General features: G+C 38.5%; 13 protein-coding genes. All 13 read right to left on the bottom strand.

The annotated features are described in order from the left end of the window. Positions 1-96: 96 nt before the first annotated feature. A complete protein-coding gene (locus CRYPD_RS02005; protein WP_138121106.1) occupies positions 97-423 on the bottom strand; it encodes a transposase in 327 nt (108 codons plus the stop codon). Positions 424-492: 69 nt separating this feature from the next. Further along, the gene (locus tag CRYPD_RS02000; protein WP_138145905.1) at positions 493-1,332 is read right to left on the bottom strand and encodes a hypothetical protein; all 840 of its coding nucleotides are present in this window, start codon (positions 1,330-1,332) and stop codon (positions 493-495) included. Positions 1,333-1,406: 74 nt separating this feature from the next. Beyond that, complete coding sequence (locus CRYPD_RS01995) at positions 1,407-2,171, bottom strand: ion transporter (protein WP_138145904.1); 765 nt, start codon at positions 2,169-2,171, stop codon at positions 1,407-1,409. Next, positions 2,171-2,575, bottom strand: a complete 405-nt coding sequence (gene arfB, locus CRYPD_RS01990; protein ID WP_244610235.1) for an alternative ribosome rescue aminoacyl-tRNA hydrolase ArfB — start codon at positions 2,573-2,575, stop codon at positions 2,171-2,173. Before arfB ends, CRYPD_RS01995 begins: the two co-directional genes overlap by 1 nt. Next, positions 2,553-3,464, bottom strand: a complete 912-nt coding sequence (ribF, locus tag CRYPD_RS01985) for a bifunctional riboflavin kinase/FAD synthetase (RefSeq protein WP_138145902.1) — start codon at positions 3,462-3,464, stop codon at positions 2,553-2,555. Before ribF ends, arfB begins: the two co-directional genes overlap by 23 nt. A gap of 3 nt (positions 3,465-3,467) precedes the next feature. Beyond that, positions 3,468-4,487, bottom strand: a complete 1,020-nt coding sequence (gene mutY / locus CRYPD_RS01980) for an A/G-specific adenine glycosylase (protein WP_138145901.1) — start codon at positions 4,485-4,487, stop codon at positions 3,468-3,470. Beyond that, positions 4,487-5,542: a homoserine O-succinyltransferase MetA gene (gene metA, locus CRYPD_RS01975; RefSeq protein WP_138145900.1), complete on the bottom strand. Its 1,056-nt coding sequence runs from the start codon at positions 5,540-5,542 to the stop codon at positions 4,487-4,489. Before metA ends, mutY begins: the two co-directional genes overlap by 1 nt. 154 nt (positions 5,543-5,696) lie before the next feature. Then, positions 5,697-6,530 carry an ATPase gene (locus tag CRYPD_RS01970; RefSeq protein ID WP_138145899.1) on the bottom strand — a complete coding sequence of 278 codons (834 nt, stop codon included), beginning with the start codon at positions 6,528-6,530 and terminating at the stop codon, positions 5,697-5,699. Beyond that, positions 6,527-7,714 carry an alanine transaminase gene (alaC, locus tag CRYPD_RS01965; RefSeq protein WP_138145898.1) on the bottom strand — a complete coding sequence of 396 codons (1,188 nt, stop codon included), beginning with the start codon at positions 7,712-7,714 and terminating at the stop codon, positions 6,527-6,529. Before alaC ends, CRYPD_RS01970 begins: the two co-directional genes overlap by 4 nt. Continuing rightward, positions 7,711-8,748, bottom strand: a complete 1,038-nt coding sequence (locus CRYPD_RS01960; RefSeq protein WP_138145897.1) for a hypothetical protein — start codon at positions 8,746-8,748, stop codon at positions 7,711-7,713. Before CRYPD_RS01960 ends, alaC begins: the two co-directional genes overlap by 4 nt. Continuing rightward, entirely contained in the window at positions 8,745-9,740 is a 996-nt protein-coding gene (locus CRYPD_RS01955) for a DNA cytosine methyltransferase (RefSeq protein WP_138145896.1), read from the bottom strand. The genes CRYPD_RS01960 and CRYPD_RS01955 overlap by 4 nt, the downstream gene beginning before the upstream one ends. 11 nt (positions 9,741-9,751) lie before the next feature. Next, on the bottom strand, positions 9,752-10,075 hold the full coding sequence (locus CRYPD_RS01950; RefSeq protein WP_138145895.1) for an FKBP-type peptidyl-prolyl cis-trans isomerase: 324 nt from the start codon (positions 10,073-10,075) through the stop codon (positions 9,752-9,754). 11 nt (positions 10,076-10,086) lie between these two features. Next, positions 10,087-10,887, bottom strand: a complete 801-nt coding sequence (locus CRYPD_RS01945; protein ID WP_138145894.1) for a DUF2797 domain-containing protein — start codon at positions 10,885-10,887, stop codon at positions 10,087-10,089. Positions 10,888-10,983: the final 96 nt, after the last annotated feature.

Genomic DNA, 10,983 nt, shown 5'->3' with positions numbered 1-10,983 from the left:
TTTTCCAATAGTAGTATCCACTTTTAGATACTTTCATACACCGACATAAAACGGTGATTGGATAGTTTGTTGCCTCAACAGCAATAAACTTAAATCTCAGTTGTTTTCCGCCTTGAAGAAGGCTTGCGCCTTTTTTAAGATTTCTACCTCCATTTGGGAGAGTTTTAAATCTTTTGCTAGTTGTTTATTCGCTTTTAATAACTCAGAATGTGTTGCTTTGTGGTGTTGGGTGTCAATATTCTCGGCGGTTCTTTTAAAGGCTTTGTCTTGTTTTTGATTCAATTCAACTCTCCATTTATATATCATGTTTCTACGAATGCCTAGATCTCTTGCAAGTTGTGCCACAGAGGTGTTAGGTTGATTTGCCAAATGTAGGGCTTCTAGTTTAAACGCTTTGGTAAAGGCTGTGTATTTTCTGGTCATTTTGGACTCCTAAATTGTTGTAATTTGGTGTCCAGTTTATTGGGGGAACTTCAGTTTAATAAGGCTCTTTCAATCTTTTTTATTTTCTTGGTTTAAAGCTCTGATTTTTCCTAATATTTCTTTGGTATCTTCTCGAACATAAGGGTTTTTATTTAAAAGTCTAATCAAAGCATTGAGTTTTTCTATTTGATTGTTGTAATTATTTGCCATTGAAAAATGGGTGATTGGTTCTTCCGTTACATTACAAATTAAACAATATAACAACAAGGCGGTTGTGTGATAGGCTGCAAAAAAATCGCATATGGATACAAGATTAAGACTAACTCCCCTCCAAAAGTCATCATCAAAAGGCTTTGTATAGTCATTTTTAAAAAATCTTTCTATTACAATAATACTTCCAATTCCTTCATTTTCTAGCCCCCCTCCTTCATGACGAATAAATTCTTTACACCCCTCTAAAGAATAAGCAGACAATTTTATTTCTTTAATTTCCTTGTATTCTTCTAAAAAAGTCAGAGGATTTTCTTTTTTTCTTAAAACGATATCTATTGCCTTCGAAATATTTAGATTTAAACTGGGGTCTTTTTTTAATATAGACATAGCTGACTTCATCCTTCCTTTTTTCAATTCTTTATTTAACTTTTCCTGATTAAAGTCTCTTAAATGCTCCCCTGTAATTTTATTTTTCCTATTCCTATATCTTAAATACATTGAAAGCAATCCAATAACTGAAATTATTAACAATATGCCTTCAACAACTGGAATGGATTTCCAGTTAAAATCAAACTCACGATATATAGTAAAAAAACTTGATACAAAAAAACTGCCTAAAATACTTCCGAGTATTCCTAAAAGAATTCCGTTACTCCAATATAAATATTCTGTTTCTTGTTTTTTCTTTTGCTCCATAATATTCTTAATTTAATTTTCTATAAAGTTCGCTTCTATTTTCAAGTCTTTTAAACAAGCCAACAAGATAAATATCACATTGATAGGTCGTCTAATTTTTGCTCAATGCGCTTTAAGCGTTCGTGAACCCCTTCCTCATCATTTTCGTGTTCTTGTTGCATCTTGTCAATTACAATGCCAATCATCATATTTAAAAATACAAAGGCATTAAAGAAAATAAACGACAAATAATATACCCATGACCATGGATGCACTATCATGGTTTCATACATCACATCGGTCCAATCTTCAAAAGTAACCACCCTGAATAGGGTTAGCATAGAGATAGAAATATCGCCCCATAGGACGGGATTGATAGACTCGAAAATAAAACTGCCGATAGCGGCATACATATAAAACAAAATAAACATTAATAATAGTACATAGCCCATTGAAGGTAGGGCTTTGAGCAATGCATTGACCAACAAGCGTAATTCGGGAATGGCACTAACCAAGCGTAACACACGGAAAATACGGATTAAGCGTGCTAACAATGCGTATTCGCTTTGATCAATGGGGATTAGGCTGACGGTAACAATGAGGGTGTCAAACACATTCCAAGCATTGTGGAAAAAGCGTTTTTTATTGGTGGTGGCGATAAATCGAAGCAAAATTTCAGCCAAGAAAAATACCGTTACGCCCACATCTAGCACCTCTAAAACCAGTAAATAACTCGGATTAAGGTCGTAAGTTTTAACGCCGATTAATAAGGATGAAAAGATGATAACGCCGATTATGCTAAATTCAAAAAGTTTGTTGTTGTGTAGTTTTAGCAGGGTGTTTTGTAGTGTTTTTATCATTAGAATCTGACCTTTTTTCGAGTTTGTTTGATTTTTGAGCGTTGAGATTTTTGCTCAATTCGCCTAGCAATAGCTGCTCTAGAAACCTTGGCTGGTTTTCTAATTTTTGCCACCTTGAGCGTGTTTTCTAGTAACAAATTTAAACGCTTGAGTGCATCAAGGCGGTTTTTTTCTTGGGTGCGAAAATTGTCCGCCTTGATGACAATTACCCCGTCTTTTGACAAGCGAGTATCGTTTAGTTTGAGTAATTTATCCTTGTCTTCATCGGTCAAATTTGCTGTTTTTATATTAAAACGAAGATGAATGCCAGTATTGACTTTATTGACATTTTGCCCGCCCTTACCACGCGAGCGAATGGCGCACATCTCTACATCACCCATGTTAATCAAAATATTTTTTTGCATCTGCGACATCAAGCTCAATTTGTTTTTTTAATGTTGAAAAGTTATCAAAATTCCTTTCATCTCTAATCTTGTGTTTAAAGATGGTGTTAGCCTCAAGCCCATAAACTTCACGATTAAAATCAAAGAGAAACACCTCTAATAAGGTCTTTGTGTCGCCGATAACTGGGCGATTGCCAATACTACACACACCTTGATAAGTGGCGCCATCCAGTTCAACTATCACGGCAAATATGCCGTGGATAGGACTGATTTTGCGTTTAATGGGAATATTGATGGTTGGAAAGCCAATGTTGCGGCCATTTTTTAATCCATGAATAATTTTGCCAGTGATGGAAAACTCACGACCCAGTATTTGTGCGGCAGACTGCAATTCTCCTTGTTTTAATAACGAACGAGCTTTTGAGCTACTGATGCGGCAGTTATTATGCAGAACGCTTGGTGTTTTTTCTACTGTAAATCCTTGGGCTTTTGATAAATTTTGTAACAGTGTAAAATCGCCTTTTCTGTTTTTACCAAAGCGAAAATCATCGCCAATCAGGCAATGTTTCATGCCCAGTTTGTTGAGCAGAATTTCTTGCACAAAGTCCTGCGCTTCTAGTTGAGAAAAACTCTGATTGAAGTGGATAACTAGATGTATATCTAAGCCCAGCGCAGACAGCAAAGTGTGTTTTTCTTTAAAACTACTGAGTGATGCTTGCTCATAACCAAAAAAACTTTGTGGTGTGGGCGAAAACGAAATCAATACGGAAGGCACACCCATTTTTTTTGATTTTTCAACCAAACGCAAGATGATTTTCTGATGACCTAGATGCACGCCATCAAAATTACCAATGGTAACGACACTGTTCAAATGGGATTTTAAATTTTGTAAGCCACGGATAAGTTTCATAGACTATATTTTAGCAATAATTTTCTTAACAGGTGCTGGCAAGCCAACTTTTAATTTGGCAATAGACTGGAAGCCCTTGGTTGTTGTGCAGGCAACTATAATGGGGCTAATCATCAAATGATAGTGGGTAAAACTGTGTTTAACTGTTGCTAGTTTTTCTTTTATCTGAGCGTTTTTATCAAATTTTTTAATGGCTTGATTGATTTTTTTTTCATCGTTTTCGCATTCTACAAGGCTCCATAGCCCGCCCCAAATACCCTTCTGTGGGCGTTTTTCTAAATAAATTTCTCCTGCTGTATTTTGGTAAATCAGCAATGCAATTGTGCGAGTGGGTTTGTTTTTTTTGGGTTTTGGGTGGGGATATTCACTCTGTGTATTGGTCTGCCATGCTAAACAGTCAGATTGAATGGGGCATTGCTCGCAATTTGGCTTGCTACGGGTGCATAAGGTTGCACCTAAATCCATAATAGCTTGCGTGTAGTCGGCGTTGCGCTCATCAGGTGTGTGGTGTCTTGCTAAACGCCATAATTGTTTAAGCGTTTCGTTTTGCCCATAATGCCCTTTAACTTGATGGCATCTTGCAAGAACACGCTTAACATTGCCATCAAGTATGGCGTGGTTTTGATTAAAACTAATGGACAAAATAGCACCTGCTGTAGATTCACCCACACCAGGTAAGGCGACGACCTGTGTAAATTCAGCAGGAAAATTGCCTTGGTATTGGTGCATAATAATATTAGCTGTTGTGTGCAAATTCCTCGCTCTGGCGTAATATCCCAAGCCTGCCCACTGGGCTAAAACTGCATCTTCGCTGGCGTTTGCAAGTGCTTCCATGGTTGGAAAATGTTGGATAAAGTTGTTAAAGTAGTCAATAACCGTGGCTACTTGCGTTTGTTGTAGCATGATTTCACTCAACCAGACATGGTAAGGGTTGGTCGTGCCACTGTGTGGTGCTTGCCATGGCAGAGAATGACGACCAAATTGGTCAAACCACTTTAACAGCGGTTTTGATATTGAGCGCACTACTTTAAGCCAAGCGGGTCGTGTGGATTAATACCATCCATAAACGGCTTGTCGATGTCTTTATGAGTTACTTGATAAACGCAGCCAATCCAGTTGTTGATAATGACATTGGTGGCGTTGCCCCAAGTGTTGTTTAAGGTTTTGCTGATAAGTTGCTCGGGGAAATCGGCTATTGTAAATTCGCCAGATAATAATTTGACTTTATACTCATTGAGAATGGCCTTGCCTTGCTCGGTTAAATAGTGCTCAGGGAAAGGCGGATAGTCGTTGCGTATTTTTTCTAAATAGGCAATAATATCGCGTTTGTATTCTTTTAATAGGCTAATGGTGTCGTATTCTGGATGTCCTTGGAAAAACACAATTCGGAGTAAATCTTCGCTTACACATAGGTGTGCACCGATTTTGCTGTCAACTAAGATTTTAACCTTGGTGCTGTCAAATTGTGCTTTTGTGATTTCATTAAAACGAGAATGCGGCACATCGAAACAGGTGTTAACGCCACTCATTAAAGGGTGCTGTCGGTCTAGCACTTGGTGGGGAAACACGCCCCAGCATTTTTCACCAACGGCTTGGCGCTTTTGCCCGTAGCGAAATTCTAACACAGCGTGGGTCGCTAAGCACGAGCATAGCGTTGAAGTAACATGATCGTACGACCAGTCAATCACGGCTTTTAATTCTTCATAAAAAGGTGCTTTTTTTAAATCAGCATCTTCAATATGTGCGCCGGTGATAATCAAAGCGTCTAATCCTTGTTTTTTAATATCGTCAAAACTTTGGTAATATTGGTCAATATGCGTTTGTGTTGTTTTACCTCGTTTGATAGAGGGCAATGTAAACGGATGTAGATAAAATTGCGCAATTTGGTTAGAATGCCCAATTAAGCGGAAAAATTGGCGTTCAGTTGCTTCAAGCGCTGGGTCTGGCATCATATTTAACAGCCCGATGTGCAATTCCCTAATAGCCTGATGGTCTGCCCTGTCTTTTGACAAAATGGTTTCGCCCTCCTGTTGGAGGCGTTTAAAAGAAGGTAGATTTGAGTATGCAATTAGTGGCATGGTGAGTATCCTATATAAACACAAGATAAAATGCCAAAATTATTCTTTATTTTTGTTGTAAAGCTTGTAAATAGCTGGCTAATCACAACGTTTTTCGCCTCAATCAAGCATAATTTTGATATTTTTCTTTCGTGCTTGTATTTGTATAAGAGGCTCATAGTGCTCCATAGATAAGTTCAAGCACTTCGTCGGCGTTTTTACATTGGTATAAATCCTCGCTGTCAATGGTGTAACCGTATTGCTGCGCAATATATTCATATTTTGGCTTACGATGTTCAAGCAAGCGGGGAAATATCCAACGCACAAACTTATCAGGGTCAATTTGTGCGACATAGGTTAGTTGGTTTTTTGCTAAATAAATACTCAATTGTTCTTGTAAAAATTTAGCTTGGTAGTATAACGGCTTAGGGTGTGTTTGTGCCCGCTCAATCAGCGCAGATTCGTTAGCTTTGCTTGCTCGAATATAGAGAATGAGGGTGTTTTCAGACAGTGTTTTATATACTTTTTCATTGTCCAATTCACACAGACTGCCACCAGCATCGTTAATAAAATGATTAAATTCTTGTTGTTGGGATTTTTCAATAAATTTAGGCACATCTAGCATTGCCATAGATTCGGCCGTTTGAAACAACGCTTGACGGCGCATAAATTCATCAATGGGCAGCCCGCCTTGTTCTGGATTACCAACCTTGCCTAAAAAACTAGAAACCGAAGACAGATTGTCGAAGGTAATGTGATTTTCAACACGGATAGAATCGTTGCTTAGTAATTCAGCCAAGCATTCATCTTGCTGGATTTTTTGTTTGATGTTGTCAAGAATACTATCGTTCAGATACTTTGCGCCAATGCGATAATCGCCAGAATAGTGATACCATTTATCGTCGCAGCTGAGTAGTTTTGACAAATGTGTTTTGCCAACACCTGACATACCGAGTAGGGTTAAACGCTTATTGCCTGACTTGGAAAATCCTCTAGTAGCAAGCCTCATAACAACCCGTCTTGTTTAAACATTTCTTTGATACCTCGCACGGCTTGGCGGGTGCGGTGTTCATTTTCAATCAATCCAAAGCGCACATATTTATCGCCATAATCGCCAAAACCAACGCCAGGCGATACACCGACTTTTGCCACTTTAAGTAGTTTTTTGGTAAATTCTAACGAGCCTATTTCTTGATAAAACTCAGGAATTTTCGCCCAAACAAACATCGTGGCTTTAGGCGGCGTAACTGCCCAGCCAATAGAATTGAGCCCTTCACACAATACATCTCGCCTATCTTGATACATATCTGAGATTTTTTTAACGCAAGTTTGGTCGCCTTCTAACGCCTCAATGGCAGCGACTTGAATAGGGGTAAACATACCATAATCTAGGTAGGATTTTATTTTTGTCAACGCACTCACTAAGGTTGAATTGCCCACCATAAAGCCCACACGCCAGCCAGGCATATTGTAGCTTTTTGACAATGAGAAAAACTCAACTGCAATATCTTTAGCGCCCTCTACCTGCAAAATGCTGGGTGCGACATAGCCATCAAATACGATGTCTGCATAAGCCAAGTCCTGAATGACCCAGATTTTATGGGCTTTGGCAATTTTGATAACTTTTTCAAAAAACTCTAATTCTACACACTCGGTGGTTGGGTTCGAAGGGTAGTTTAGCACCAACATCTTTGGTTTTGGAAAGGTGTTTTTAATTGAGCGTTCTAATTCTGCAAAAAAATCATCTTCAGGCCCACAAGGCACATGCTGAATGTCTGCGCCCGCAATCACAAACCCATAAGGGTGAATAGGATAAGCTGGGTTTGGTACTAGCACTGTATCGCCATTGCCAACCACCGCCTGTGCCAAATTCGCCAAACCTTCTTTAGAGCCGATAGTAACAATCGCCTCAGTTTCTACATCAATATCAACATCAAAGCGTTTTTTATACCAATTAGTAATCGCCTTGCGCAATCGTGGGATGCCACGAGAAGTCGAGTAGCGATGTGTGTTTGGACGGCGTGCTGCCTCTACCAGTTTCTCAACAATATGATCAGGCGTTGGCTGATCAGGGTTGCCCATGCCAAAGTCAATAATATCCTCGCCCCTAGCACGCGCTTCAGCCTTGAGCTTGTTGGTAATTGCAAAAACATATTCAGGCAATCTTTTTATTCGTGGGAAATCGTCGTTCATAGGAGCAGTTGTTTAATGATATTTAATTGATTTTCGTTTAAACTATTTTTACAGTGTAACAAACATTGTTGCTTCCACATATCAGTTTTATTGCTTATAGGCACATCTATCTCCCAATAATAACTCACATCATCCTCTTGGATTTCATTGACATTGGTGATAATATTATTCAAATCGCCAACAATGTATTTAAAAATTTGTGGAAACATAACGCCTTGTATTTTAATCTGTCCACCAGTAGTAAAGGTATCTCTTAATGCATGATTTACAACACCAAATCTAGACACCAGCCATGTCGATAGCCTTAGATACTTTTGTGGATTTTTACTTAATAAAACCGGAAAATAGGCTAACGCCAAGGCACTTAACTCGTCCTTTTGTTTAGAATATAGATTGCTCCAGTGTCTTATGCTTAGGTCAATAGTGTTTTCGTCGTTGCCTATCCACCACAAGTCTTCGCCTTCTTTCAATGTTTTTCTTATAAACCTTTTTATTGGTTTAAATGGATTGTTGAGTTTTCTTAGTTGGTTATACTCAATGCCAACTTTTTTAAATATAGATTCATGCTCCATAATATCCATATCTATTAAATAGCGAGGAGAGTGAGTAATCGCAACATCGTATAAGCATTCTTCATATTTTTTACATTTAAACTCAATCGGGCTGGATAATTTCCCAAACAAAAGATGAATATTTTGTGTGTTATCTACCCTTGTGCCTTCAAAAATACTGCTACCTATTGTTTTCCACTTATTAGATTTTGTAGTTTTAACTTCTAAACCATAAGCCTTGTTTTTGTTGACATAAGCTACAATATCTGGGAACTTTTGTCCTGATATTAACTCTATACTGCCCTCAAATATTGTGTTTTTTGCGTTGTTGTTAACAAAACTATAGACATCTTTTTCAAAATCTACGCCACCCCGATTTAAGTAATATTTTGGACGAGTGCTGGAATCTTTTTCTAATTGCGACACCGATTTAGAAAGCAATTGTGTAAAGGTTTCATAATCTTTATTGTGGGCAATAATCATAAATTAACCCTTGCTACATATTGATTTTCTTTATTTATGTTTTTATCAATGAAGACCTCTATTGCTTTCGCTAAATTCCAAGCAAAAACTGGGGGCACAGCATTACCAATTTGTTTATAGGCACTTGAGGTGGATGGATAAAAAAACAGGTCGTCTGGAAAAGACTGTATGCGTGCAGCCTCTCTAGCTGATAAGCGCCTTTTTTTATTCCAATGAAATTCAATATTGCCATGATGTTCTGCCCTCATCGTAGGCGCTGGATTTTCTTTTTTAATTGCGTTATTTCCCTGACCCTTATTTTTTTTTGCTTTTGACCAAAAGTGATTATCAACATCGCCTTCATTTTTACTTTCTAGGTCGCCTATTGCTTGCTGTACTGACATCCATTTAGTGTTTTGATTTGACAGTGTGTCAAAGTCAAATTTTGGCAACAGGCCTTTTCTTGTGCCAATAATAATGACCCTTTCTCTTTTTTGGGGAACACCAAAATCTGCTGTTAATAAGAGCTTATACGACACATGATAGCCTATTTCCTCAAAATCCTGTGCGATTTGTTTGATTGCTGCGCCGTCATTGAGTGTCAAAAGCCCTTTTACATTTTCGGCTAAAAAAACTTTTGGCTTTGTTTTTACAATGGTGTCGGACATCGCCTGATATAAAGTTCCTCTTTTGCTATCAAACCCCCTTCTTTTGCCTGAATGACTAAAGTCTTGGCATGGGAAGCCACCAAGCACAATGTCAGACTCTAATGGTATTGGGTTGTTAAATATACTTGTATGATTGTTTGCCAATATTTCTCTAATATCGCCACAAACTATTGGATGATTGAAATAATGATGGTATGTTTGACAAGCGTTTTTATCTATATCGTTTGACCAGATTATTTGAAAGTTGTTTTTTGAGAAATTTTTATCAAGAAAACAACCCCCCCCTCGAAACCCTAAGTCAAGCCCTCCACAACCGCTAAATAACGATAATACCTTATAACTCATCAAACCTCATCTTACTTAATAGCCAGTAATTCAACTTCAAAAATTATAGTCGCACTGGGTGGAATTGGACCCGTACCCATTTCGCCGTAGGCCAATTTTGAAGGAATGGTAAGTTTGCGTTTTTCGCCGATTTCCATACCTTCAATACCTTGATCCCAGCCGGGAATTACTTGCCCCACGCCGAGTTTAAAATCAAATGGCTCGTTTCTATCAATGCTGGAGTCAAATTTTTTGCCATTAGTAAGCCAGCCAGTGTAGTGCATAGATATGAAGTCGCCAGCCTTGCAAGATTTGCCTTTGCCAGCGTTTAATTCTTCGATTTGTAATTCTACCATTTGTATTTTCCTTAATAAGTTAATGTAATGTTATATGAGCTAAATTTTCTAATATTAAGCACGCCCGTGTCTAGCAATAAATATTGCCCCTTAATGCCCCGCAAAACGCCAGAAATTTCAGGCATTTTGTCAAAATTTAACGAAGTGACTTTGCTCGGATATTCTACCACAGGGTAATGGATTTTTATCGCTTCATTGTCTAGCGCTACTGCGCCTAACTCTGTTGCCAAACCAGTCACTTTTGCGAGTAGTTGGTTTTTTGTTGCCACTAGGTTAACTTCGTCAACTTCGTTTTTAAGCATTTTTCGCCAGTTGGTTTTGTCGCTAACAAAGGCTTTTAAGGCTACTTCAATTTGCCCCGATTTAAGCCGAGTATCAACTTCAAATATTGGCAGAGCCTGCACTGCGCCTTGGTCAATCCAGCGACTGGGAATGTTACTTTTACGGGTAATGCCGACCTTAATACCCGATGAATTTGCCAAATAAATAATATGCGGGGCAAAGCAATTATCCAGCCCCCATAATGGCTCACGGCAAGTGCCAAGGTGGTGATGGCAGGTTTCAGGCTTCATAATGCACAAATCACAGCGTGCCAAATCCCGACAACAAGGGTAGCAGTAGCCCTGAGAATAACTTTTTTTAGTTATCACGCCGCAGTTTGAGCAAGTAATTGTGCCATTAAATATGAGCGATATTTCTTGCCCCACTAATGCGTTCATTGCCACCATTTCGTTGCCGATTGGCAGTTGGTAGATTGCATTGCCCTCTTCAAGCGTGGCATGCATTTTTTGTATGTTGCCTGTTTTTTGCATTTTTATTTTTTTGAGTGAAGAAATATTTATTTATAACACTTGAATTCAGCTGATGCGTTTACCCAAAGGGTGTGTCGAGCGGTCGGTTGGAGTGAT

The organism is Bathymodiolus heckerae thiotrophic gill symbiont, from assembly GCF_900180345.1.
In the GTDB taxonomy this organism is placed as follows: Bacteria; Pseudomonadota; Gammaproteobacteria; order PS1; family Pseudothioglobaceae; genus Thiodubiliella.
The sequence above is the reverse complement of the archived record's forward strand: the minus strand, read 5'-3'. Positions and strand labels throughout refer to the sequence as shown.

Coding starts and splice junctions, on each gene's coding strand:
- CRYPD_RS02005 (WP_138121106.1), bottom strand. CDS start 423: ATGACCAGAAAATACACAGCCTTTACCAAAGCGTTTAAACTAGAAGCC.
- CRYPD_RS02000 (WP_138145905.1), bottom strand. CDS start 1,332: ATGGAGCAAAAGAAAAAACAAGAAACAGAATATTTATATTGGAGTAAC.
- CRYPD_RS01995 (WP_138145904.1), bottom strand. CDS start 2,171: ATGATAAAAACACTACAAAACACCCTGCTAAAACTACACAACAACAAA.
- arfB (WP_244610235.1), bottom strand. CDS start 2,575: ATGCAAAAAAATATTTTGATTAACATGGGTGATGTAGAGATGTGCGCC.
- ribF (WP_138145902.1), bottom strand. CDS start 3,464: ATGAAACTTATCCGTGGCTTACAAAATTTAAAATCCCATTTGAACAGT.
- metA (WP_138145900.1), bottom strand. CDS start 5,542: ATGCCACTAATTGCATACTCAAATCTACCTTCTTTTAAACGCCTCCAA.
- CRYPD_RS01970 (WP_138145899.1), bottom strand. CDS start 6,530: ATGAGGCTTGCTACTAGAGGATTTTCCAAGTCAGGCAATAAGCGTTTA.
- alaC (WP_138145898.1), bottom strand. CDS start 7,714: ATGAACGACGATTTCCCACGAATAAAAAGATTGCCTGAATATGTTTTT.
- CRYPD_RS01960 (WP_138145897.1), bottom strand. CDS start 8,748: ATGATTATTGCCCACAATAAAGATTATGAAACCTTTACACAATTGCTT.
- CRYPD_RS01955 (WP_138145896.1), bottom strand. CDS start 9,740: ATGAGTTATAAGGTATTATCGTTATTTAGCGGTTGTGGAGGGCTTGAC.
- CRYPD_RS01950 (WP_138145895.1), bottom strand. CDS start 10,075: ATGGTAGAATTACAAATCGAAGAATTAAACGCTGGCAAAGGCAAATCT.
- CRYPD_RS01945 (WP_138145894.1), bottom strand. CDS start 10,887: ATGCAAAAAACAGGCAACATACAAAAAATGCATGCCACGCTTGAAGAG.